The sequence below is a fragment of the Pseudomonas lundensis genome (genome assembly GCF_015377145.2).
GTDB lineage: Bacteria > Pseudomonadota > Gammaproteobacteria > Pseudomonadales > Pseudomonadaceae > Aquipseudomonas > Aquipseudomonas lundensis.
The window spans coordinates 1,099,913-1,125,201 of sequence record NZ_CP062158.2; the positions used below are offsets into that span (position 1 = coordinate 1,099,913).

Sequence of the window (25,289 nt, forward strand, 5' to 3'; positions counted from 1 at the left end):
CGCTCGGCTAAGGTGCGCGGCTTTCCTTCTTTTGCTTACTTAAGGCTCGGCATGACTGAACCCAACAACGATCCCCTGCACGGCGTGACGCTCGAATACATCCTGACCGCGCTGGTGGCGCACTACGGGTGGGAAGGGCTGGCGCAACGCATTGATATTCGCTGCTTCAAGAGTGACCCGAGCATCAAGTCGAGCCTGACCTTCTTGCGTAAAACCCCTTGGGCGCGGGAAAAGGTCGAGAAGCTGTATGTGAAATACGCCCGCACCAAGCGCGATATTTGACGGCCCGATGACTGCTCGCCCGACGACATTCAGCGCAGCCACTGTACGCACGCTGTGCTCCTGGCTGGCGATCCTCGGCTGGAGCGGCTTGGCGATTCAGCTCGACCTGATCCTGATGGCGCGCTGGACGTCAGGCGCCAGCCTGTTGGGCGGGCTGGTGAATTACTTCGGTTTCTTCACCATCCTCACCAACACCCTGGCCGCAGCGGTGTTGACCTGCCAAGCCACACGGCGTGACTCGGCGGGCAGGCGGTTTTTCCTGCAACCCAAGGTCAGCAGCGGAATTTGCGTGAGCATGATCGTGGTGGGCGTTGCCTACAGCCTGTTGTTGCGCAACCTTTGGCAACCCGAGGGGCTGCAATGGCTCGCCAATGAGCTGCTGCACGATGTGATGCCGGTGCTGTACGCGCTGTATTGGTGGTGGTGCGTGCCTAAAGGGGCACTGCGTATCCGTCACATCGGGCTGTGGGTGCTGTACCCGCTCGTGTACTTCGGCTACATCCTGCTACGCGGGCATCTGTTAGGCGTCTACCCGTATCCGTTTGTGGATGTAGACAAGCTGGGCTACGCGCTGACGATCATGAATGCCAGCGGCATATTGGCGGGGTTTATCGTCGTGGCCGTCATTGTGGTGGGGCTGGATCGCTGGAAGTAGGAGATGAGCGCCGGTGAATCATGGCGCTGTGCCAGCGATCCGCCAGGCGGCTTATTCTTCGGCGCTGGTGTCCAGCCGCCAGTAGCCAGCGGCTTTCACCCACTCGTCATTCAAACCATGGGTGTCGAGCAACACTCTGCGCACTTTGCGCGACAGTGCGCTTTCGGTCGCCACCCATGCGTACAACTGGCCTTCGGGCATCTTCAATTGCTCGACCGTTTTGAGCAGGTCTTCAGTGGCCTGATCGCGGTGGACCCAGATCACCTCAACGCTCGCGGCGCTTTGGAGCGGTTGTTCTTCTGCCGCATTTTCGACCTCAACCACCACCGTGGCCCGGCAGTTGGCCGGCAACTCTTCCAAACGGCGGGCGATGGCGGGCAGGGCCGTTTCGTCGCCGATCAGTAGATAACTGTCGAACATATCCGGCACCACCATTGAGCCCCGCGGGCCGCCGATGTGCAGGGTTTGGCCGGGTTGCGCCTGCGCCGCCCAAGTGGACGCAGGGCCGTCGCCGTGCAGCACGAAATCGATGTCCAGTTCGCCTGTCTTCAGATCAAAGCGACGCGGCGTGTAGTCGCGCATCGGTGGCAGGCTGCTGCTTTTCAGGCCGGCGCTCAGCTCCAGCCCTTCAAGTGACGCCTGTTCTTCAGCGGTTTGCGGGAAGAACAGCTTCACGTGGTCATCGCTGCCCAGGCTGATAAAACCGGCCAGCTCAGGCCCGCCGACGGTGATGCGGCGCATGCGCGGGGTCAGGTCGACGAGACGCAGTACCGTCAGTTTTCGGCGTTTGATTTCATGCATGACGCGGTGAATGGTCTGCGGCGTTGCGGCATTCATTGGGCATTCTCCTGCGTGGGCCGGGGAGTCACGGGGCCGTCGACGATGGCTTTGGCGGTGGTGTTGAGCAGGTCGCGAACGCGCAGGATTTCTTCCGGGTTCCAGCGGCCGTGGTGCATTTGCAGGGCGTGGCGCAGGTTGTGCACGGCCTCGTGGATTTCTTCCGGCCGGTCATGGCCGCGCAGCGAGCGCTTGCTCACGTCAATGCGCATCCGCACGCCGTCCAGCGCAATCGCCTGTTCAGTCAACGACTGGCGACCCGCCTCGGTGATGGCATAACGCTTTTTACCGCCTTCGGTTTCGCCCTGAATCATCTCGCTTTCTTCAAGGAACGTCAGGGTTGGGTAAATCACGCCGGGGCTTGGGCTGTACGCGCCCTCGAACAGGGTTTCGATCTGGCGGATCAGGTCATAGCCGTGGCAAGGCTGTTCAGCGATCAGGGCCAGCAGCAGCAATTTCAGATCGCCCGGGGCAAACACACGAGGGCCTCGTCCACCGCGTTCACGGCCGGGGCGCTTCTCGAAACCATCCGCGTGCACGCCCTGCTCTCGGTGGTGGGGGTGATGATGTTCGCTCATGTTCTCTTCGCTCTCTGTATAAGTTAGATACAACTTAAGATATATCTTAAGAGTGTTCAAGCCGAAAGGATGAACGGTAACGATTCTCAAGTGAGCGCCGGCGTTTTTTCAGATGCGGGTGTTTGGGCAGGCGTTACAACTGCGCGGTGGGCGGATGACACAACGTGTGGGTGGCGGGTTGCAGATAGGGCGTGAGGATGGGCGCCATGCCTTTGAGCACTTGCACCGGCAACGCGGAGGTGAATTTGAAGGCTTCGGCCGAGCGGCCCGGCACAAACGCTGTCAGGGTGCCAAAGTGCTGTTCACCGATGTAGAACACAAAGGTCGCCGTGCGGTTGATCGACTTGGAGCTGATAAGGCGCCCGCCAGCGCCCATGCTTTCGATGCGGTTATCGCCGGTGCCGGTTTTGCCGCCCATGGCCAGCACAGCGCCGTCGGGTTGTTTAAAGCTGCCGGACACACGGCGTGCCGTACCGGCGTCCACCACCTGTGACAGGGCCTCGCGCAGTGCGTTGGCCACTTCACTGGGCATGACCCGCTCGCCTTTGTCCGGGTCATTGATCAGGCGGGTTTCGTAGGGGGTGTCGGCGGCGAAATGCAGGGTATCGATGCGCAACACCGGCAAACGCACGCCATCGTTCAAGATAATCCCCATTAGCTCGGAGAGCGCTGCCGGGCGATCCCCCGAGCTGCCCAGCGCGGTGGCCAGCGAAGGCACCAAGTGATCAAACGGGTAGCCGACTTTCTGCCAGCGCTGGTGGATATCGAGGAACGCTTCAATCTCCAGCATCGTGCGAATCCGGCTGTCACGGGCACTCTTGTGTCGGCTTTTGAACAGCCAGCTGTAAACCTCCTGACGCTCAAACTGGCTGGCGGCGACGGCTTGCTGGAAGGTGGCTTGCGGGTTGTTCAGCAAATAGCCCATCAGCCACAGGTCCAGCGGGTGGACCTTGGCAATGTAGCCTTGATCCGGCAGGTCATACGCGCCAGGGCCGTAGCTTTGATAGAGCTTGGCCAGGCGCTCGTCAGGGACCTTGTCACTGCGTAAATGCGAACGCACGAAGCTGTTGAAGGTTGCCTGATCGGCGCGCGGAAACAGATACCGGTGGACCGCCGCCATGCGAATGGGAGTGGGGTGCATGCTGTCCAGAAACGTATCGAGGCGTGCCTGCGTGTCCTTGCCCTTATACTTTTTCCAGAACTTGAGCATGTAGGTGGTGCCTTCACGGTCCGCAAAGCGCGCCAGGTATTCCTGCCGACGGGGGTTGAGGTCGTCCTTGAGCAGTTCTGCGCTGTTGCTCGGCGCCTGATACGTCGTGTAACGCACCACGTCGCGCATCAGGCGCACAAACGGCAGGTTGATGGATTCACGGATCGCGTCGCGCAGGGTCGGGTTGCGGCCATTGTCCTGAACGCGGAAGTTATTGAAGTGATGCATGCCGCCGCCGGTGAAAAAACGCTCCCCCGGATTTGCCGAATAGGTGCGGTTGAGCGCTGCATCGAGCATGCCGGCAAGGCTCGCGTTCGGGTCGCGGATCAAGTAGTCCACGGCCCAGCGGCTCAAGCGGTCTTGCTCATTGATCTGGACTTTCTTCAGGTTGGCGCTGGACTGGCCCCCGTAACGCTCATGCAACTCGGCGATGATTTGCAGGTAAGTGGTCATCACCCGCAGCTTGGCGGTCGAGCCCAGCTCCAGTTTGCTGCCTTCATTGATGTCGAACGGCTGGTCCGTGCTGTCGGTTTGCACCCGTGCGCGGGCGCCATCGGGCGTCAGCTTAAACAAGGTGAAGCTGTAACGCACCTGCGCCGTGCTGCTGGGGGTCAGCAACCGCTCGCCCAGCAGTCCGAGTTTGCCGGCAACAGCGGGGTCGGCCAGTTTGCGCAAGTATTCGCTGACCTGGCGCTGCAAGTCGTACTGCAAGGTGCTGGTGGCTGACAGGTCGAGGCGGTCAAGGTCATACAGCGGGCGTTGGAGCAGGGCCGACAAACGACCGCGGGCCACGCTGATGCCTTTGTTGGTTTCGATCGGCTGGATCGTCGGGGCGGTGTTCCAGTCCCGGTAAGCCACACGGCTGGCCAATGCCGCAGTGGTCAGTGCAGGGTTGATCACCTGATTCTGGGCCAGCAGGCGGATATGGCTGTCAGTCAGCACCGCCAGCTCGTCGCGGCCTTTGGCCAAATAATGCGAAGGTCGGCGTTGGGCAATCATCAGTGACAGCACTTCGCGCAGCGCCAACCCGCGTTGCGCCAGGCTTTGCGGGTCGCTGGCGGTGCTGGCCAGGTGCTGATTGACCTGGTTGAAATCGGCGCCGTACCAGACGCGCAAGCCCTCGGCCATACCGTGCACCTCGCCATGCCCGGGCACCGCCGACAACGGCACACTGTTGAGGTAGTCACGCACAATCGTCTGGCGTGCTTTTAAGGTGTCGGGGCCATCCTGATATGCGCGCACGCTGGCAGAAACCATCTGCCGCAGTTTTTCACTGCCCGACACGGTCAGCCCATCGGGGGAGTGCCGGTACTTTTCAAGCTGGGTGGCTAGCGTGCTGCCACCCGCTGACTGGCCGGGCAAGTGGAGTAATTTGGCCACCTGTGACCAGGCGGCCATGGCGAAGCGCGGCCAGTCCACCGCCGGGTTGGCCAACGGCTGGGCGGGGTCGAGCAAGTCGCGGTTTTCAATGAACAGCAAGCTCTGCACCACCACGGGCGGGATACTGGCGAAGTCGGAATACAGCTGCTGCGGGTAGTTGTAGTGGTACAGCGGCGCGCCCGAGCAATCCGTAATGGAGAGCCCGGCCTGAATTTTTTCCGAGTAGGGGACGAAAAACCCTTTCTTGCTGTAGCTCAACAGTTCTGGCGAGAAGCGAGTTTGCTCGGCAATCACGTAATCGCGTTTTAACAGGCGCGGCAAAAAGTCGCCCAGCGAGCTGTAACCCAAGCGCTTGTCGAACGGCCCTGCGCCGGGATACAGCATGGAGTCGCTGGCGCCCGCGTGCATCGAATAGTTCAGGGCTGCGGCAAAGCGACTGAACGCTTGCGCCTGTAGCCGGGAAGTGCGCACTTCTTTTTCGATGGCGAACCCCAGAACCACCAGCGCGATCAACAGCAGCACGCCCAACGCCATCCAGCCATAACGCCGCCCGCGGTGCCGTGGGGCCGGGGACGGGGCGTCCTCCACTGCCGTATCAGGCACTGCGAGTTTGCTGGAGGTTGAATGCCACAGTGCGCCCATAGTTGACCGATCCACGTGCGCATTTTGGCTGCGCTTGAATCAAGCGTAGACGGTGGGCCACGGGCACGAGAACTTTGTGTGCCGTTCTTCGCGTGGGATTTCCACCCGTTGCCCCACTTGCGGCTGTAAGGCGTTTGTCCCAAGAGTGTAGGGATAGAGCCTTCAAGTAAGGTAAATACGTCCTAGGTAGGGGCATGACTGTGCACCAACGCTGTGCAATACTCGCCGCCGATCTCAGTAGGGCATTTCCCTTTTGACCTGCCGACCCACGAGGTCCGGGCCGATCAAGAGGGGAGCCGGGCCACACGCCCGGCTTGATAGAGCGCCCGATTGATGCCACATCCAATAACAATATGAGGTTGTACTTTTATGCCAGTCGGCAACCACCAGCCCCACAGCGACACCGCTCAGGGCGGTCCGCTCAAGCGTGAACTGGGCGAGCGTCACATTCGCTTGATGGCGCTTGGCGCCTGTATCGGCGTCGGCCTGTTCCTGGGCTCGGCCAAGGCAATTGAAATGGCAGGCCCTGCCATCATGCTGTCGTACATCATCGGTGGCCTGGCCATTCTGGTGATCATGCGCGCGCTCGGCGAAATGGCCGTGCACAACCCGGTAGCCGGCTCGTTCAGCCGCTACGCACAAGATTATCTGGGCCCGTTGGCGGGCTTTTTGACGGGCTGGAACTACTGGTTCCTGTGGCTGGTGACCTGCGTCGCGGAAATCACGGCGGTGGCGGTGTACATGGGGATCTGGTTCCCGGATGTCCCGCGCTGGATCTGGGCGCTCGCGGCGCTGATCAGCATGGGCTCGATCAACCTGATCGCGGTCAAGGCGTTCGGTGAGTTCGAGTTCTGGTTTGCCCTGATCAAGATCGTGACCATCATTGCGATGGTGCTCGGTGGCATCGGTATCATCGCCTTCGGTTTTGGCAACGATGGCGTCGCGCTGGGTATTTCCAACCTGTGGACCCACGGCGGCTTCATGCCCAATGGCGTGCAGGGCGTGCTGATGTCCCTGCAAATGGTGATGTTTGCGTACCTGGGCGTTGAGATGATCGGCCTCACCGCCGGTGAAGCGAAAAACCCGCAAAAAACCATTCCGAGCGCGATTGGCTCGGTGTTCTGGCGCATTCTGTTGTTCTACGTGGGCGCGCTGTTCGTGATCCTGTCGATTTATCCATGGAACGAAATCGGCACCCAGGGCAGCCCGTTCGTGATGACCTTTGAGCGTCTGGGCATCAAGACCGCTGCCGGTATCATCAACTTCGTGGTCATTACGGCGGCATTGTCGTCGTGCAACGGCGGCATTTTCAGCACCGGGCGCATGCTCTATAGCCTGGCGCAGAATGGTCAGGCGCCTGCCAATTTCGGTACAACCTCCAAGAACGGCGTGCCGCGTCAGGCGTTGCTGCTGTCGATTGCGATGTTGCTGTTGGGCGTGGTGTTGAACTACCTGGCCCCGGAAAAAGTGTTTGTGTGGGTGACGGCCATCGCCACCTTCGGCGCGATCTGGACCTGGTTGATGATTCTGCTGGCGCAACTGCGCTTCCGCAAAAACCTGAGCCCGGAAGAAGCCGCCGCCCTCAAATACCGCATGTGGCTGTACCCGTACAGCTCCTATGCCGCTTTGGCGTTCTTGCTGTTGGTGGTCGGGCTGATGGCGTACTTCGTGGAGACACGCGTGGCGCTGTTTGTAGGGCCTGCGTTTCTGATCCTGCTGACCGTGCTGTTTTACGTGTTCAAGTTGCAGCCGACTCAGGTGAGCGAGCCGAACCCGGGCGCGCAGCTGAAAAAAAGCTGATGCACTGACCCAGTGACACACCGTGCCGGAGCGAGTGAACTCATTGCGGCACGGTTATTTTGCAGTGGCATTCAACTGTTTGTTCCAGTCCAGCCACGCTGCCAGTACCGCCATCATCCCCACGCCCAACACGGCGCTGATCAGTTTGATCGCCAGCGTGTCACCGCCCAGTGCATTGAGCATGTCAGCCAGCGGCGCCAGCACCACCCCCAGACAAAACACTTCCAGCGAATACCGCCCCATCCGACAGGTTTGCCGTGCCACCCAGAGGTTGAGCCAATGGCTGTGGGGCACCAGTTTTGCCGCCACATACGCCAACGCCAGAAAGTGCAATAAACGCACAGGGGACAAGTTGGTCTTGCTGATCGGGTAGAGCTGTTCGCCCAGCCACAGCGGGATAATTGCATCGTGTACCTGAGGCCATTTCCAGGACAACGCCAGCAGCCCGGTCAACAGCAGGTACAACGCAGCGCCAATGAACATCGGTTGGCGCGTCAGGGGACGCAGATCTGGCGCCTTGTCGCGTTGCGCCCACAGGGACGCAGCGCCCCCGAGGACAAACAGGAACTGCCACGCCAGCGGGTTGAAAAACCACACGCCGCCTTCCTGTGCGGCCAAGTTCCAGTAGGGGGCTGTGAGGTACACCAGAAACGAAACGCCCACCACCACGGCGCACCCGCGCAGCAGCAGGGGCAACACCAGCGGTAACCCCAGTAACAGCAGAATGTAGAGCGGCAACGGGTCCATCAGGTTGGGTTTGAAGCGCAGTAACAGCTCATCGGTGAGCGCCTGCTGCGGGTTGCTCAAGAAGTACTGCAAGCCCATTTCTTGCACCAGATCACGGGTTTCGACGTGGCTGTTGGCGAAGAACACGATGCCCATCAGCACTGCCAGCAAAAAAATGTGCACCACGTACAGCACCCAGGCACGGCGCAGGATTTTGATCCCTGCCCGAACGAAGCCGTCACGTTGTGCGATCTTGCCGTAAGCCAGTACGGCGGCGTATCCGGCCAGAAAAACAAAAATTTCCGCCGCATCGCTGAAACCGAAATTGCGCACGGTCAGTTCGGCCAGCGGGTTGTGCGGAATGTGATCCCAGAAAATAAAAATCAGCGCCAGCCCGCGGAAGAAATCGATGCGGTGGTCGCGTCCGGTCGTCATCACGGCAGTACTCAGACAAAGGTTATAAAAAGACCCGCAGGCGCGGCAGAGGTTGCGCGCCGCACAACGGCGGCGCGCAGGGTGAAGGCAATTAGCGGTAAATGCAAAGTCTTGATATGACGCATTGTCTCTAATTGCTACAGACGGGGCGGCTAAAGTTGCTCACTCACTCCTCTTTAATCGTTTCGAGGGGCTTTTTATCCAAAATGCCTTGGGTGATCTGCACCAGGTTTTTTTTCTTCATGTTGGCCAGTGTGGTCAATTCGCCATTGTAGAGACCCTCAAACGCAGTGGTCTGCGTGAACACCTTGCTTTCATCAATGACTAACGTCTGCGCCAGTTCCTTGAGTTCGCCTTCCAGCATGGCCACGGCGTCCTGATTGTTCGCCGCCACGGCATCGACCCATGCCTTGTGTTTTTCACTCAAGGTTTCAAGGTTGAGATAGCGCTGGTCGAGCAACGCGTTACTGGTTTTGATATTGCCTTTGTAGGCCGCTTCAATGTGGTTTTTCCAGGGCTCCAGTTCAAGCAGCTGATTGGCCATAAAACCGGGGGAGGCCTCTTTGTTGACGATGATCTGGTAAGCGTCCTCAATTTGCGCTGGCGTTATCTTCGACACATTCCTGAACTTCATATGCGCAGGCTGCCAAAGCAGCTCAAGCCGTTTGGCCAGGTCAACCTGGTAAATCAGTTTGACTTCAAGCGGGTCAGGCTTGAGCTGTGCAATGTCCGATGTGGGCAATACAGCCTGGCGTAACGCGGCGTTATAGGCCTCTTGCTGCAACGCGATCTGGGTCTCAGCGATGTCGTTGAGCTCAATGAGTCGAACTTCGCTTTTCATCAGTTTCAGCAGTTTGAGCTCTTTTTCGGCGCCCTCCGATAACAAGGCTTCGCGCAATAAGACCCTGTACCCGAAGCGGCTGAAAATAGTCGCCACCCGGTCAACGCAGGTCTCGTTTTCAATCGAGTGGGCAAACACGCTGGCGCGGTAGTCGCTGTCGATGGCAGCAGCTTCGAGGACGCGCCAGACCCTGTCGGTCAACAGTGCGCGATCACGCTCAAAATCAGCACTGGCCACCAGGTCTCGAATGACCTTGAAGAAGCTCTCAGAGCCGGGTTCTGCACTCAAAGCGTCCCACAGGTCATTTTTCAAACTGACGTCGGCAGCAGGCAAGTCCGGGGCCATCCACAGATTGGCCGGGTGCGGCGTGTCAGGGGCATGCACCCGCGACTCCAGCGCAAGCCCGAAACGGCTTCTGAGTTCGTTGACGGAATCATGGGTACGGGCGTTTAACGGGTTGTCATGCAAGAACGTGCCCCTGAGCCTGTCCGCGGGTAGCTGGAAATACCCTTCTGGCAGGGTCGTGATCCTGTTCCCGCGCAGGTCGAGCTGGGTTAAAAAAGGTAAATCGTCAACGCCCGCAGGCCATTGCGTGAGTCGGTTTTGGCTGACATTCAGGCTGCGTAACTCTGTCATCTGGCTGAAGTCAGGCAGGTGTTCCAGCTTGTTATGGCTGAGGTCCAGCACCTTGAGGTTCTTTAAGGTGGCGAGTTTGCTGGCCGCTGCCGGGGTGAGCGCCAACTTGTTTTTGTGCAACTTGAGTGTGGTCAGCCCTTGCAGCGTGAAGAGTGATTCAGGGAGTTCGCGCAGATGGGTCGATTCAAAGCTGAGTTCTTTCAGATTGGGGAAGCGTTTTAAAAAGGCGTCATAACTGGAATGCAAGTACTGGTTATTCATTTTCAGGGACGTGACATGACTGAAATCAGCCTCCAGCGTGGGCAGTTTGCCGAGCTGAATATTGCTGAAGTCCAAACGTGAGCCATGCATCAGCGCACCGGATTCGGGATGGCGCTGCCAGCATTTGATCAGCTTGTCGGCAAAACGCGCCTTGTCCCGTATGTGCACCGGCCGAATATGCTCATCGCTGAACTGTACAAACTCCAGGGGTTCGTTTTGCCAATCGGCCAGGCTGTTCTTCAACGCCTTGAACTCTTTGTTCAAGGCCTCAAGCCGGCTCAACCCCGCACGGCTGAACAGGCTGTCAACGCCGATAAACCCCTGGATGTTCTCCGTGCTGTGCGCCGGGAACAGCTTTGTTGTTAAATGCCTGATCCGTCGCGGGTGCATCGACATACAGGCAAAGGGGGCCCGAACACAACGCGCGCCTTCGGCTTCAAGCCGAGGGTAGCCCATGCGCCCTTTGACCCGCCGTAACGGAGAGTGAGGCGCCGTGGTTTGTGGGGGTAAGTTCAGTAATTTTCTGGCCTTGGCGCGGGTAAGAATGGGGCGCTCCAGCAGTGCTTCTTCCAGCAATTTCCCCTGAGCGGTGGATGGAAAACCCAGCGCGGCCCGTTGCGCGTCAGGCAAGGCGTGCAGCACTGAGGCGTACAGGTTATCCAGCCCGTGCAGCTCTTGATGCTCGCCGTTGTAGGTGATGTAGCGAGTGCCCTGTTTGACCAGCACTTTACGAATGGAAGCATCCGGGGCACCGATTTCATCGATCACGGTCCCGGAAAGCGTGCTGTCGTGCACTTCCAGTCGCAAATCCTTCGGCCAACCCGGCATCTCGGCCAGGCTGTGCAGGATCAGTTTTTGGGTGTCCAGGGAGGGCGCGTGCTCGAAGTACAGTCCCTCATAGGCACGCATCAAGCGGTTTTCCTGCTCGAAAAGCCGGGCTTCTTCTTTCAAACGCAAGGGAACGCGTCCCTCTTCAAGGTGAACGATTTCACTGGATGTGGCCGCGCCAATGATTTCGTTGGCCGCTGAGAGCGGTAACGTCGGGGCGTTGCGGGTCAGCGTTTGAATCAGTGGATCATCCGATTCCTGAGACTGCCGGTATTGCACATCGAGCAGGTCTTCGCGCAGATATTCAGTGTGTTTGGCAACCCTGGAGCCCAACAACCTGACCTGTTCGTTGATATCCGATTCAAAGGTGCCTGTCAGGGGATCTACCCCGATCAGGTCCATGATTTCTGCCGTGTCCAGCGACATGAGCACCGTTTTAAACAACTGGCCTTGGCGCACCTGGCTGTCGAGCACTTGGATCACAGGCACTTTGCCTGCTTGAACCGGCCCATATTCGATCAGTGTGTTGCCCGCGCTGTCGATGCAACGCAGGCGTTTGTTGGCAGGCCAGATCTCGGGATGGGTCAGCACTTGAAGCTGTGACAACGGGTCGGCCTGCACGTCCCCGGCGTGCATGCGTGTGATGAATTCATTGAGGTCCTGACGTGCCTTAAAGCGCTGGATGCAATCACTCAGTAACGCGGGGGGAGGTTGCTGATCGATAAAACTCTGCCTGACGGCTGATTCGTCTGTGCCAGACACCTTTAAAAAGTTGAGCGCTTGCTCATCGCTCAGTCCCTGAAGGGCAACATCGAGGCGGCGCACAAATGTGGCCGGCTCCCACGTTTGAATCTCGTCAATCTCGTGTGTCCAGGCACCCTGGCCATTGGACGTGATTAATGGTGAATACGCATTCGTCCGGGTGGGGTGCTTCAAGCGATAGGTGTTGTTGGCCTGGTATTGAACCTGATACTGCTTGCCTTCGAGTTCCAGATAACTGTTGCCCTCATGGGTATAGAGACCGCGCTGATCAACCTTGGCAGCGGCGTGGGGCGGTACATCATGCTCAAAGGGGGCGAGGTCGGGCATCCATAGCTGTGTTTTGCCGTCCGGCATTTCAACGGTGTCGAGTTCTTCCACAAGGGGCGACCGTTCAATGGCCGGGGCGGCTTTGAATTCCTTGGCCAACTTTCCAGCGGCAGCGATAAAAGCCACGTTCAGCAATACGCTACGGGTGTAAGACCAGGCTTGCGCCTGATCGCCTTGTTCCCACGCCTCGATGCCGTGGTAAATGTCGGTCATGATCTGCGCGGCAAACACCACGGTCATCACTTCCCCAAGGCCGGGAACAAACAGTGCGGCGATATTTAAAACATTCAGGCCGACATCGAAATAATGTTCGATGCGGTTAAGTAACGAGAGCCGATTTATTTCTGCCGTGGGCACGGCAATAAAGCGTGCGTCGTTCATGAGCTGGAATTTTTTAAGTTCAAACAGATAACTGAACAGGTTCGTGCTGATCGGGTTGCGCGTCATCTCCAGCGGGTCGTTGTTCTTGTCGATAAAACGCGCATTCAAGCGTTTGTTCAGTTGCAGTTTTTGGTGTTGGGGTGCGAGATGAATAAAGAAACGCCGGTATTCCGGGTCCTGCATTTTATATAACCAATCGGTCGCAGCCAGACGCACAGATGCATATTCCTTGATGCAACTGATCGGATCGCCGGGGATATACAGTACGCAGCGGCGATCACGCTCAAGCGGGTCGCCATGGGACAGGATCATCGAGTTGAAGGGAATGTCGTCCATTTGCAGGGCGTTACAGGTTAATGGCAAACCATGGAAGACGGGGTTGTTATCCCCTCGGCAATAACTCAGCAACATCGAGTGTGTCGAGGCGCTGATGTCACCTTTCATCAGGGCAATTTGTGCCTGCAACATCATGACGTTGCGCTCATGGCGCTCGAACGTATGAAACAGCTGGTTCTTCGCGGCGTTGTCGGCGGGATTGAAGAGGGTCGTCAAGTGCGTCTGATATTGACCGCCAATATCCAGTTCTCGGCACAACTGCGCGAATTCAACAGGGGGTATATCAATCAGGCGCGGCGCCGAGGTGTCATAGCCCTGAGATTTATGACTCCACAGGTGCGAGCCTTTGGCGATACCGCCCGCCTGGGCCTGACTGTCTTCGAAGTTATGCAACGCCGCTTGCAACAAAGTTTGCGTGGTCGTGCTGGTGACTTCCTGGGTGAAGTAATTAAGCGTGGTCTGGGTAATGATGTTGATGTCGACATCGCACTCGATGCCGAAACGCGTGAACAGCGCAGTGGTCAATAAAGGTTTGGCGAAGGCTTCAACGGAGCTTATTTGATTGAGGTACGTATTGAGGGCCGTGAGTGACACATTATTAAGCGCCTGTATCTCTTTTAAGGCTTCACGTTGAGCGTCAGACGCGTCGCTGTACCAGCGCGGGATATCAAGGGCATGATCGGGCAGTTGGGATAAGACTTGTTGGGGGGCTTGTCTGACCGGCTCGTGGACTGCGTTTTTAATGAAATCGTGATGAATGCCAAGTTGTTGAAGGTCGGGCACTGGGGTGGCTGAAGAGGTGGGCATGTATAAACTTCCATGGCGTGAAAAGACCTTGAGTCTAGGAAGTTTAAGGGTGAGTAAAAAGTCTAAATGGCTGATCGGATAAGTAACAATTTGAACCTGTATTTAGTATTCAAAAGTAGTTATTTACTGCCCGCTGTTAGGGGGTTAGGTGTAATGGCATTCGGTGGCCGGGGTATGTGTTTAATATGCCCCGGCGTCGTTGAATATACCTTTACGCGGCGGCAATCACATTGGGCTCAAAACTGTCTGCGCGCGCCATTTGCCACATGCGCGAATAAAATTCGCCATTCACTTCGCCGGTGAGCAATTCACCGGGTTTGAGAAATACATGCAATTGGGAGAACAGCTTGATCTCGGTTGCCGATACACGACGTACCAAGTGCTTGGCCTGGAGCTGTGACGGGTGCTCAAGGCCCGCCGCTGCCAGCATCTCTGCCAGCCCTTTAAGCGTGTTGCGGTGGAAGTGGAACACCCGCTGCGCTTTATCGGGCACCACCAGTGCGCGTTGGCGCAAGGGGTCTTGGGTGGCAACGCCGGTGGGGCATCGGTTGGTGTGGCACGACTGCGACTGAATGCAGCCGATGGCGAACATGAAGCCCCGCGCGGAGTTGGCCCAATCCGCGCCGATGGCCAGCACGCTGGCGATGTCGAAGGCGCTGACGATTTTGCCGCTGGCGCCCAGTTTGATCTTGCTGCGCAGGTTCAGCCCTACCAGCGTGTTGTGTACGAACAGCAGCCCTTCGCGCATGGGCGCACCCATGTGGTCAGTGAATTCCACCGGGGCGGCGCCTGTGCCGCCTTCCTTGCCGTCGATCACGATAAAGTCCGGGAGGATGCCGGTTTCAAGCATCGCCTTGGCGATCCCCATGAACTCCCACGGATGACCCAGGCAGAACTTGAAGCCCACGGGTTTGCCGCCGGACAACTCGCGCAATTGGGCAATCCAGTGCATCAGCTCGATAGGGGTCGAAAACGCGCTGTGCCGCGACGGCGAAATGCAGTCTTCACCCATCATGATGCCGCGTGTTTCTGCGATCTCTTGCGTCACTTTGTCTTTAGGCAAGATCCCGCCATGGCCGGGTTTGGCGCCTTGGCTCATCTTGATTTCGATCATGCGCACTTGCGGGTTTTGCGCCTGGACGGCGAAGCGCTCCGGGTCGAAGCGCCCGTCGGCGGTGCGGCACCCAAAATAACCGCTGCCCAGTTCCCAGGTCAGGTCGCCGCCGTTTTCCCGGTGGTAAGGGCTGATGCTGCCTTCGCCCGTGTCGTGGGCAAAATTGCCCAGCTTGGCGCCCTGGTTCAACGCGCGGATCGCGTTGGCGCTGAGGGAGCCAAAGCTCATGGCCGAGATGTTGAACACCGACGCGGAGTACGGCTGGGTGCACTGCGGGCCGCCCACCATCACCCGAAAACTGGCCGGGTCGCTCAGCGGCGCAGGGCGCATGGAGTGGCCGATGAACTCGAAGCCCGACTGGTACACGTCAATCAGCGTGCCGAACGGTTTATCAGCGCTTTCATTTTTGGCGCGGGAATAGACCAGCGAGCGTTGGGCGCGGGAGAAGGGCAGCGCATCGCTGTCGGACTCCAGCAAATACTGGCGAATCTCCGGGCGGATGGTTTCAACCATGTAGCGGATGTTGCCCAGAATCGGGTAGTTGCGGCGCACCGCATGGGGGGTTTGCATAAGGTCGAAAATACCGATCAGGCTCAACACCAGAGTGACCGCGGTAAACGGCCACAACCACTCGTGGTGCATGAACGGCAGGCTGGCAAGCGTGAAAATCACGCAAAAGGCAAAAAACGCATAACGGCTCAACAGTGACAGGCTCATACGGTTTCCTGTTTCAGGCTTATTTGTTCAGTCAGGCCATTGCGCCTGAAGGGCTCGTCTTTAGCACGAGCGGGGACTCACGGTGCGGTCAGGCCCGGTACGACATGAATCTGCGCTCGCTCAGGCGGCGTTGAAACATGGCGTTCTGACCCTTGGGACCCTCTCTTTAGCCTGGAGGTTTCCCCGGGGAGGTGCTTGCCCTGTATCAAGCAAGCGCCAGTACAGAAAGCAGACTCGCCATTGAACGAGATTTCGCAGGGCGCAGCATCCCGACGAAAGTCGTGGCGTGAACGCACACCGCATCAATGACGGGGCTTTCAAGGGCCTCACCATACAGACTGAAGCTGGCAGCGCGCTATCTGTGTCTTTTCGTCAGGGGGCAGTCATGTGATCCTTCGCGCTCTTTCTGGTTAGTTGGCTGATGCTTGTGAGTTCTTCAGATATTTCCTGCGCTATCCCTCCCAATACCATTCGAATCGCGGCGGCCGTGCTGATCGGCCCTGACGGTCAAACCTTGCTGGTGCGCAAGCGCGGCACGCAGGCGTTCATGCAGCCGGGTGGCAAAATCGATGCCCATGAGCAACCCATCGACGCGTTGGCCCGAGAGCTGGAAGAAGAGCTGGCGCTCACGATCGACCCGGCCCGTGCCACCTATTTGGGGCATTTTTGCGCGCCAGCGGTGAATGAACCGGGGTTTGAAGTGCAGGCCGAACTGTTTTTGCTGCACATCGATGCGGTCGTGGCCCCGGCTGCGGAGATCGAGGAAGTGCAGTGGATTGACCCGCGCGGGGACGGTGGCCTGACCCTGGCCCCTTTGACCCGTGATGTGATTTTGCCGTTCTACCGCCAGATTATTCCTGCCTGATCCCGACTGACTGCTGACAAGGACTGTCCCTGATGCCTGCCCATGATGTGCTGATGTTTGCCGCCGCGTGTCTGCTGATGGTACTGACGCCCGGGCCGAACATGATTTATCTGATCTCACGTTCGATCTGTCAGGGTCGTAAGGCGGGCGTGACGTCGCTGCTAGGCGTGGTGGCCGGCTTTTTCGTGCACATGCTGGCGGCTGCGATCGGGCTTACGGCCGTGTTCCTCGCGGTTCCACTGGCCTATGAAGCCTTGAAGTGGGCAGGCGCGCTGTACCTGTTATGGATGGCCTGGCAAGCGGTGCGGCCTGGCGCGCGCTCGCCGTTCGAGGCCCGGGAGTTGCTGCCGGATGCCCCGTCAAGGCTCGTTTTGATGGGGTTCTTGACCAGTGTGCTGAACCCCAAGGTGGCGATGTTTTACCTGTCGATTTTTCCGCAGTTCATCAGTCCGGAGCACGGTTCGCTGTTTATCCAAAGTATCCTGTTGGGCCTGACGCAAATCAGCGTCAGTTTCACCGTGAATCTGTTGATTGCATTGTTCGCTTCCGGCATTGCCGTCTGGTTCGTGCGTAACCCGCTGTGGTTGGCCGTGCAGCGTTATGTGATGGGCGGGGTGCTGGCTGCGCTGGCCGTGAGACTGATGCTGGAGCAACGAAAAACCGTATGACGTGGACCTGTAATGGCTATAGAACTGCTTAATCCTTCACACGCCAGGGCGTATCGCCAGTTAATGCTTGCGGCGTTCGCACACCACCCCGAGGCCTTTGTCTCCCGCATTACCCGTCGCGAAACAATGCCGCTGAGCTGGTGGGAATCGCAGCTGGACGACGATCTGAGCACGCTGTATGGCGCGTTTGTGGAGGGGCAGCTGGTGGGGGTTGTCGGTCTGGCGTTCGAGCCCTGGGAAGACATGCAGCACAAGGCCACCTTGTTTGGCTTGTACGTGGGTGAACACTGCCGGGGGCAGGGGCTGGGCGAGCAGTTGGTGCAGGCCGTGCTGTCACTGGCTGAAGAAGAACCCGATCTCAACGTGATTGAGCTGACGGTGAGTGCGAACAGCCTCCCGGCATTGGCGCTGTACACCCGTTGCGGGTTTCAACAGTCGGGCCTGGAAGACTGCGCGATCAGGGTGGGCGAGGACTATTACGACCGTGTGCACATGCGCCGGAAGGTCAATCGACCGGATGACCCGGCAGGCGCAGCTGCATAGCTGCGCCCGGCGTCGACAGGTGCAGAACGGGTTTCAGCGCACCGCGCTGACACCGTCCAGCGTCGAGAACGAGGTGTCCTTGGCGGTCAGCAGGAAGTCACGCATGTAGGGCGCATCCAGCATGTCTGCCCGAATGGCTGCGTACAGCGTGGCGAACAAGCCTTTTTCCCCCAGACGCTTGGCCTTTACATAGCCCCGCGAGCTGTATTCATGCAGCGCCCAGTGCGGCATGCCGCAGACCCCGCGCCCGCTGGCGACCAGTTGCATCATCATGACGGTCAGCTCCGAGGTGCGCACTTGCGCGGGCTCCACGTCGGCGGGTTCCAGAAAGCGGGTGAAGATATCGAGGCGATCACGTTCCACCGGATAGGTAATCAACGTTTCGCTTTTCAGGTCGTCGGGCACGATAAACGGCTTGCTGGCCAACGGGTGCTGATTGGCCACCGCCAACATGGCTTCATAGGTGAACAACGGCACATACGTCAGGCCCGCAATCTCCTGCGGGTCGGAAGTCACCACCAGGTCCAGGTCGCCTCGGGCCAGCGCCGGGAGCGGGGCGAAGGCAAACCCCGAGGCCAGATCGAGCTCCACCTCGGGCCATGCATCGCGGAACTGGTCGATGGTCGGCATCAGCCACTGAAAGCAGCTGTGGCATTCGATGGCCATGTGCAGGCGTCCGGCAGTGCCGCCCACCAGGCGCGCGATATCACGCTCCGCGCTGCGCATCAGCGGCAACATGGCGTCGGCCAGTTGCAACAGGCGTAAACCGGCACTGGTGAAGCGCACGGGTTTGGTTTTGCGCACGAACAACGGCATGCCCATGCGTTCTTCCAACTCTTTGAATTGATGAGACAACGCCGACTGGGTCAGGTGCAGGCGTTCTGCCGCTTCCACCAGGCTGTCGGATTCGCGCAAGGCGTGCAGGGTTTTGAGGTGACGAATTTCCAGCACGGGTGCTCCATGAGTAATTTTGATGATGAACACGAAAACGTTGAGTTTGTCTCATGTTGCACCGTCTGTCGATAATTGGGCCATTACTGACATGGAGGAATGCCGTCATGGCCCTGGCCCACAATCTTGGTTTCCCACGCATCGGCGCGGATCGCGAACTTAAAAAAGCCCTTGAAGCCTATTGGAAAGGCGACATCGACCACGCCGCGCTGCAAGCCGTGGGCCGTGAATTGCGCGCCAAACACTGGCAACTGCAAAAAGACGCGGGTATTGATCTGCTGCCCGTGGGCGACTTCGCCTGGTACGACCAGGTACTGACCCACTCGCTGACCTTCGGGGCGATCCCGGCGCGTTTCGCCAACACGCTGGACAACAACGGCCGCCCGACCCTGGACACCCTGTTCGCCATGGCCCGTGGCGCCAGCCACAGCTGCTGCGGCGGCGAACACAGCCAAGGCCAGTACGCTCAGGAACTGACCAAGTGGTTCGACACCAACTATCACTACCTGGTCCCGGAATTCACGCCGGCTCAGCGCTTCGAGCTGAGCTGGAACGAACTGTTTGAGGAAGTCGATGAAGCGCTGGCGTTGGGCCACAAGGTCAAGCCCGTCATCATCGGTCCGCTGACGTATCTGTGGCTGGGCAAGGCCAAAGGCAACGCGTTCGACAAACTCGACCTGCTGGAAAACCTGCTGCCGGTGTACGCACAGATCCTTTCGCGCCTGGCTGAGCAAGGGGTGGAGTGGGTGCAGATCGACGAGCCGATCCTGTCGCTGGACTTGCCGCAAGCCTGGAAAAACGCCTTCGAACGCGCGTATCACATTCTTCAGTACTCGCCCCTGAAAAAACTGGTGGCGACTTACTTCAGCGGGCTGGAAGACAACCTCGGTCTGGCGGTCAGCCTGCCGGTGGAAGGGCTGCACGTTGATCTGGTGCGTGCTCAGGACCAGTTGCACGGGATTCTGGATCGCTTGCCGACCTACAAAGTGCTGTCGCTGGGACTGGTCAACGGTCGCAACGTGTGGCGCTGCGACCTGGAAAACGCCTTGGCGCAATTGCAACTGGCCGAAGAACGTTTTGGGGACAATGTGTGGGTCGCCGGTTCGTGCTCGCTGTTGCACAGCCCGGTGGACCTGGATCGCGAAACCCAACTGGATGCGGAGCTCAAAAGCTGGCTCGCCTTCGCCAAACAAAAATGCAGCGAAATCGCCGTGCTGCGTGACGCACTGAACATCCCGCAAGACCCAAAGGTGCAACTGGCGCTGGCCGAAAGCCGCGCGCTACAGCACAGCCGTGCCCACTCGCCGCGCATCCATAAACCGGCGGTGCAAGCGCGCCTGGAGGCCATCACGGCTGCTGACAGCCAGCGTCAATCGCCCTTTGCCGAACGTATTGAAGTGCAGCGTGCGCGCTTGAACCTGCCAGCGTTTCCGACCACAACTATCGGCTCCTTCCCGCAGACCGCTTCGATTCGTCTGGCGCGTCAGTCGTACAAACAGGGCAAGTTGTCGACCAGCGAATACACCGACGCCATGCACAGTGAAATCCGCAATGCCGTAGAGACTCAGGAGCGCCTCGGTCTGGACGTGCTGGTTCACGGCGAAGCCGAACGCAATGACATGGTCGAATACTTCGCCGAGCAACTGGACGGCTACGTGTTCACTCACTATGGCTGGGTGCAGAGCTACGGTTCGCGCTGCGTGAAACCGGCGATCATTTTTGGCGACCTGAGCCGCCCCAACGCCATGACCGTGGAGTGGATCACGTACGCCCAAGGCCTGACCGACAAAGTCATGAAGGGCATGCTGACCGGCCCTGTGACCATGTTGATGTGGTCATTCCCGCGCGAAGACGTGCCGCGCCACGTGCAAGCGCGACAATTGGCGCTGGCCATCCGTGACGAAGTGCTCGACCTGGAAAAAGCCGGTATCAAGATTGTGCAAATTGACGAAGCGGCGTTCCGCGAAGGTTTGCCGTTACGCCGCGCGCAGTGGCAGGAGTACCTGGACTGGGCGGTGGAAGCGTTTCGGCTGTGCGCCTCGGGCGTGGGTGACCAAACCCAGATCCACACCCACATGTGCTACAGCGAATTCAACGACGTGATCCAGTCGATTGCCGCGATGGATGCCGACGTGATAACCATCGAAACCTCGCGCTCGGACATGGAGTTGCTGGAGGCCTTTGAAGCGTTCGATTACCCGAACGATATTGGTCCGGGGGTCTATGACATCCACTCGCCACGGGTGCCGGACACGGCGCAAATGGTCAAATTGCTGAGCAAGGCCGCGCAGCGCATCCCGGCAGAACGGTTGTGGGTCAACCCCGATTGCGGCCTCAAAACCCGCGCCTGGGCCGAGACCGAAGCCGCGTTGATCAACATGGTGGCCGCCGCCCGCAAGCTACGGGCTGAAGTGGCCTGACTTTAGCGGGCTATTTTTTCGACATGGATGTTTAGCTTTTTCAGTCGATACCAAAAGCTTCTTTCTGAAATACCGATCAATTGCGCCGCAGCCGCCTGCACGCCGTTGGCCTGTTGCAAGGCTGCCAGGATGTACGCTTTCTCGACCTCGGCCAAGGCGGCCTCAAGGTCCGGCGGCACGCTGGGGCCCGATTGCGGTACGGCGCCGTGTTGATTCGGTTGTGGGGTAAACAGGTACGGCGGCAAGTCGCTGTCTTCAATGGTCTGGCTGGTGGCCACGATGGTGGCGCGCTCAACGCAGTTTTGCAGTTCGCGGATGTTGCCCGGCCAGTTGTATTCGGCCATGGCCTGCAAGGCGTCGGGGCTGAAGCCGGTGATGCGTTTACCGGCCGTCGCGCCCAGACTGTGGGCGAAGTGGCGGGCCAGCGGGGCAATGTCTTCCACACGCTCGCGCAAGGCGGGTAGTGGGATCGGGAACACATTCAGGCGGTAGTACAAGTCTTCGCGAAACTCTTTATTGGCCACGGCCTCCAGCAGATTTTTGTTGGTGGCTGCAATCACTCGCACGTCGACCTTGCGCTCGCGGGGATCTCCCACCGGCTCGATGACTCGCTCCTGCAGCGCGCGCAGAATCTTGGCTTGCAGCGCCAACGGCATGTCACCGACTTCATCGAGAAACAACGTGCCTTTGTCGGCCTGTAGAAAACGCCCGACACGGTCGGCTACGGCGCCGGTAAACGCGCCTTTGCGGTGGCCGAACATCTCGCTTTCAAGCAAACCTTCAGGAATCGCCGCACAGTTGACCGCGACAAACGGCTTGTCGGCGCGGTTGCCATGTTTGTGAATGGCGCGGGCGACCATTTCTTTGCCGGTGCCACTTTCGCCGGTCAGCAGAATGGTGGCGCTGCTGTCCCGCACGGAGTCGATGGCCTGCAACACGCGGCGAAAACTCGGGCTGTCACCGATCAGGCTGTCAACGTGCTGATGTTCGTCCAGTTCTGCGCGCATGCGGGCGTTATCGCGCAAGATGTCGCGAAATTGCAGGGCCTTGTTGACGGTGATGTCCAGCTCGTCAATGTCGAAGGGTTTGGCGATGTAGTCGTAGGCGCCATTGCGCATCGACTGGACGGCGTTTTTTACGGTGCTGTACGCGGTCATCACAATCACGGGCAACTGCGGGTAGCGCTGTTTGACCTCCGCCAGCAATTGCGGGCCGTCCATGCCCGGCATGCGCCAGTCGCTGATCACCAGATCAATGTCTTGCTGTTCCAGGATCGCCAGCGCCTGCAAGCCATTGCCTGCCGTGAACACCTGTACATCGTTCTGGCTGAGTGCCGAACTGAGCAGGTCGCACAGCTTCGGCTCGTCGTCGACCACCAGCACGTTATGACTCATGACTCATCCCCTCCGTGGGCCGGAATATACAGATTGAAGGTGGCACCGGCGCCTTTGTCGCTGACGCATTCGATGCGGCCGTCGTGGCTGTCCATGATTGAGAACACCTTGGCCAGCCCCAGGCCTGTGCCCGAGGCTTTTGTCGTCACAAAGGGCGTGAAAATCCGCTCCATCATGTCGGGCGCAATGCCTTCGCCCGTGTCGGTAATGCTGATGACGGTGTAATCGTCTTCCTGCGCAATGCCGACGGTGAGGTGGCCGCCGTCGGGCATGGCGTCGATGGCGTTGATGATCAGGTTCAGGCACGCCTGCTTCAACTGCCGCGCATCGGCATACAAGGTGGCGCCGGGTGCCTGGTCATCGATGCGGGCTTCAACGCGATGAGACTCAAGTTCAGGTTTGCAGAACCCCAGAATGTCCTCCACCAGAGGCCGTGCGGGCTGAACGCAGCGCACGGGCGCACTGGGTTTGGCGAAGTCGAGAAATTCGGTAATCAGGTCGTTGATGCGCGTGACTTCGCTGACCACGTACTCAAGGTGGCGCTTGTCGTTGTCGCCCAGGTCGGCGCGCCGGTGCAGCAATTGGGTGGCGGTTTTGATGATGCCCAGCGGGTTGCGGATTTCGTGGGCCAGGCCCATGGCCACTTCCCCCAGCGCGTGCAGGCGATCGCGGCGCCGCAGTTGCGCTTCTAGGTGATGCAGCTGACCCAAACGCACCGTCATGTGGTTGAAGGTGCTACTGAGCTCAGCCAGTTCATCGTTACCGGACACCGCCACGCGCTGGTTGTAATCCCCCGCCGTGACGGCGCGCACCCCTTCGGAAAGCGCCCGCAACGGGCGTGTCAGGCGTTCGGAAACCAGCCAGCCAACCGTCAGCGAGAGTACCGAGCCGAGCAGGAAAATAAGCACAAACAGGTTGGTCTGGTTGACCAGCCCTACGAGGCTGGTGTGGCGCAGCAGGCCGCTGTAAATCACGCCTTGCAGTTCGCCAGTGTCGTTCAGGATCGGCCAGTACAAACCGCTGTAGCGGCTGGTGAACTGTTCGCTGGGCAGTTTGGTGTCGCGCAGGGTTTGCTCAATGGCCTGAGGCACCGTGGGTTGACGGTCTTCAAAGCGCTGGCTGGAGAAAATCTCGGCAAAGCCGCTGGGGTTGTGCAGATAGAGCCGCAAGTCGAGCGAGTGGACTTCGGCCACGCTGGTCAGGAAGCTGCTGTCCATGTAGGTCGCGACCAATAACTGGTAATCCACACCGTCCTGAGTAGTAGGGAACGTCGAGACGACGGTGCCAGTCGGCACTTCGCCTACCTTGATGGTCTGCAACACCGCGTTCGGCGCCAGACTGATCTGATCGACAATGTTGTCGCTGGCGGTGCTGAACACCACTTTGTGGTCACTGTCGCGAATCAGGGCGACCACATCGATACCCAAGGCATCGGCAATGTCGGCGGTCAGCCGTTCGTGGCGAATGACTGTTCGGTCGGTCTGCGGGTGCGTGTACTGCAAGAACAGCTTGGCCACTCGGGCGTTGTCCGCGAGGATTTCGCTGATCTCATCCTTGACGATCTTGGTCGACTCTTGCAGCCAGACCCGCACGTTGCTGTCGAAAATCTGCGACAGCGTGGTGGCGGCCAATTCGGCGGCGATCATGGTCGGGATGACGCTCACCAGCCAGAAGGCCAGCACCAGTTTGCGTTGCACGGTCCAGCGCGAGACCTTGAACGGTTGCGGGGGGCGCGATGCGTCGGGCGTGGTCGGCATTAGGACTCGCTTATAGCGGCGGCCATGGCAGGGTCATGGCGGTCAGGGCGGATAAACAGTTTGACCAGTTTGAGCGCGTTATTGATTAGCCGGTTGCGATGACGAAAAAACAGCGTGTTGCCTTCAAACGTGCAGCCCAGGCGAATCTTGCTGGCGTAACCGGCTTGCCCGCATTCGTACAGCCCGATGCCATTGCGGATGCAGTAGTCAACGTTCACCAGCCAGCTCCTGAAATACAGGTTGTATTCGCGGGTCAGCGCCAGGTCGTGGCCGAAAAACTTGTCGATCAACCGGTGCTCATCGAGCAGCACCAGATTAAAGGCCACCAGCGTGTCATCGATCCAGTACAGCGCGCACAGGGCCCGGTCACCCAGTTGCTGGAGGATACCCGTGAAATACGCGGGGGGTAAGCGCTCCCATTGCAGGTCGCTGCGCGCCAGCGAGGCTTCGTACAAACGCATGACGTCGGGCAGCACGTCGTCAATGTGGCTGCGCCACTCGACCTGCGGCCCCGGCGCGCGCCATTTGCGGCGCATGTCTTTGCGGGTGGATTTGCCCAGCGAACCCAAGTAACCGTCGACCGAGTCAAACGGCACAGGCAGCAGCGCGCTCGGCAAGCTGGGCATGGACTGAAACCCGGCGCCTTTGCAGCTGTTTGCCCAATCGTCGTCATGGCTCGGCACGTCCTTGACTGCCATCAGGCCGATGCCCAGCGCGCGGGCATCCTGCTGAGCGAGGCTCAGCAAGCGGCCTAACAGCGCGGGGCGCTGTGACGGGGTGATGTGGCGGGCGGTGCCGGCGCGGCATTGTTCGGTGACCGGCGAGCCGATGGCATACAGCGGTAATTGCATCAGCCCCGGCAGCACTCGATGGAGTGCTTCGGTAAAACGCTTGCCAACCCCTTGCACAGTGGTGTCAAGGCGATAGCAGGTGGTGAAGGCGGTGGCGACGGCAATCAGGGTCGGGCCTTCAAACAGCGTCAGGTAACGCCAGTTGAACCCCTCAATGCCGGCCTTTTCTACCGCCACGATGTAATCCCAATCCTCCAGCGCGTCTGGAAAACACTCATTCCAGGCGTCGCGTTCGATGGCCTGAATCGATGAAAAGGCGTGGGCTTCAATCATGTGGCGTCCTTG

General features: G+C 59.1%; 17 protein-coding genes. 7 read left to right on the forward strand and 10 right to left on the reverse strand.

Annotated features, from left to right (window positions below; all coding sequences use genetic code 11):
* Positions 1-51 precede the first annotated feature (51 nt).
* Entirely contained in the window at positions 52-282 is a 231-nt protein-coding gene (locus IF654_RS05465; protein WP_047273926.1) for a VF530 family protein, read from the forward strand.
* A gap of 7 nt (positions 283-289) precedes the next feature.
* Positions 290-937 (forward strand): Pr6Pr family membrane protein, encoded by a 648-nt coding sequence (locus IF654_RS05470; RefSeq protein ID WP_194862690.1) that lies wholly within the window; start codon positions 290-292, stop codon positions 935-937.
* A 51-nt stretch (positions 938-988) separates the two neighbouring features.
* On the opposite strand, the gene IF654_RS05475 is transcribed toward IF654_RS05470, so the two are convergent.
* From IF654_RS05475 to IF654_RS05485, 3 genes are all read right to left on the reverse strand, one after another.
* Complete coding sequence (locus IF654_RS05475; RefSeq protein WP_194862689.1) at positions 989-1,774, reverse strand: siderophore-interacting protein; 786 nt, start codon at positions 1,772-1,774, stop codon at positions 989-991.
* On the reverse strand, positions 1,771-2,352 hold the full coding sequence (locus tag IF654_RS05480; RefSeq protein WP_047278758.1) for a PadR family transcriptional regulator: 582 nt from the start codon (positions 2,350-2,352) through the stop codon (positions 1,771-1,773). Before IF654_RS05480 ends, IF654_RS05475 begins: the two co-directional genes overlap by 4 nt.
* Positions 2,353-2,485: 133 nt before the next feature.
* Entirely contained in the window at positions 2,486-5,584 is a 3,099-nt protein-coding gene (locus IF654_RS05485) for a transglycosylase domain-containing protein (protein ID WP_194862688.1), read from the reverse strand.
* Between the two features lie 369 nt (positions 5,585-5,953).
* Between IF654_RS05485 and IF654_RS05490 the strand changes: the two genes are divergently transcribed.
* Positions 5,954-7,384, forward strand: a complete 1,431-nt coding sequence (locus IF654_RS05490) for an amino acid permease (RefSeq protein WP_047273936.1) — start codon at positions 5,954-5,956, stop codon at positions 7,382-7,384.
* A gap of 54 nt (positions 7,385-7,438) precedes the next feature.
* Here the strand turns inward: IF654_RS05490 and IF654_RS05495 are convergent, their stop codons facing one another.
* The 3 genes from IF654_RS05495 to IF654_RS05505 all read right to left on the reverse strand — a co-directional run bounded on the left by IF654_RS05495 (position 7,439) and on the right by IF654_RS05505 (position 15,555).
* Positions 7,439-8,545 carry an OpgC domain-containing protein gene (locus IF654_RS05495; protein WP_047273938.1) on the reverse strand — a complete coding sequence of 369 codons (1,107 nt, stop codon included), beginning with the start codon at positions 8,543-8,545 and terminating at the stop codon, positions 7,439-7,441.
* A gap of 166 nt (positions 8,546-8,711) precedes the next feature.
* The gene (locus tag IF654_RS23090) at positions 8,712-13,724 is read right to left on the reverse strand and encodes a dermonecrotic toxin domain-containing protein (protein WP_269059464.1); all 5,013 of its coding nucleotides are present in this window, start codon (positions 13,722-13,724) and stop codon (positions 8,712-8,714) included.
* 211 nt (positions 13,725-13,935) lie between these two features.
* Positions 13,936-15,555, reverse strand: a complete 1,620-nt coding sequence (locus IF654_RS05505) for an FMN-binding glutamate synthase family protein (protein WP_047273942.1) — start codon at positions 15,553-15,555, stop codon at positions 13,936-13,938.
* A 421-nt stretch (positions 15,556-15,976) separates the two neighbouring features.
* On the opposite strand from IF654_RS05505, the gene IF654_RS05510 reads away from it, so the two are divergent.
* The 3 genes from IF654_RS05510 to IF654_RS05520 are packed head-to-tail and all read left to right on the forward strand — an operon-like array spanning position 15,977 to position 17,631.
* Entirely contained in the window at positions 15,977-16,420 is a 444-nt protein-coding gene (locus IF654_RS05510; protein ID WP_047278748.1) for an NUDIX hydrolase, read from the forward strand.
* A gap of 32 nt (positions 16,421-16,452) precedes the next feature.
* Entirely contained in the window at positions 16,453-17,088 is a 636-nt protein-coding gene (locus IF654_RS05515) for a LysE family translocator (protein ID WP_371058089.1), read from the forward strand.
* A gap of 12 nt (positions 17,089-17,100) precedes the next feature.
* Complete coding sequence (locus tag IF654_RS05520; protein ID WP_047280073.1) at positions 17,101-17,631, forward strand: GNAT family N-acetyltransferase; 531 nt, start codon at positions 17,101-17,103, stop codon at positions 17,629-17,631.
* A 33-nt stretch (positions 17,632-17,664) separates the two neighbouring features.
* Here the strand turns inward: IF654_RS05520 and metR are convergent, their stop codons facing one another.
* On the reverse strand, positions 17,665-18,582 hold the full coding sequence (gene metR / locus IF654_RS05525) for a transcriptional regulator MetR (protein WP_047273951.1): 918 nt from the start codon (positions 18,580-18,582) through the stop codon (positions 17,665-17,667).
* Positions 18,583-18,689: 107 nt separating this feature from the next.
* Between metR and metE the strand changes: the two genes are divergently transcribed.
* Positions 18,690-21,002: a 5-methyltetrahydropteroyltriglutamate--homocysteine S-methyltransferase gene (metE, locus tag IF654_RS05530; RefSeq protein ID WP_194862687.1), complete on the forward strand. Its 2,313-nt coding sequence runs from the start codon at positions 18,690-18,692 to the stop codon at positions 21,000-21,002.
* Between the two features lie 2 nt (positions 21,003-21,004).
* Here the strand turns inward: metE and IF654_RS05535 are convergent, their stop codons facing one another.
* The 3 genes from IF654_RS05535 to IF654_RS05545 are packed head-to-tail and all read right to left on the reverse strand — an operon-like array spanning position 21,005 to position 25,277.
* Positions 21,005-22,396 (reverse strand): sigma-54-dependent transcriptional regulator, encoded by a 1,392-nt coding sequence (locus IF654_RS05535; protein ID WP_194862686.1) that lies wholly within the window; start codon positions 22,394-22,396, stop codon positions 21,005-21,007.
* Complete coding sequence (locus tag IF654_RS05540) at positions 22,393-24,153, reverse strand: sensor histidine kinase (protein WP_194862685.1); 1,761 nt, start codon at positions 24,151-24,153, stop codon at positions 22,393-22,395. Before IF654_RS05540 ends, IF654_RS05535 begins: the two co-directional genes overlap by 4 nt.
* Positions 24,153-25,277 carry a GNAT family N-acetyltransferase gene (locus IF654_RS05545; protein ID WP_047273959.1) on the reverse strand — a complete coding sequence of 375 codons (1,125 nt, stop codon included), beginning with the start codon at positions 25,275-25,277 and terminating at the stop codon, positions 24,153-24,155. The genes IF654_RS05540 and IF654_RS05545 overlap by 1 nt, the downstream gene beginning before the upstream one ends.
* Positions 25,278-25,289 lie beyond the last annotated feature (12 nt).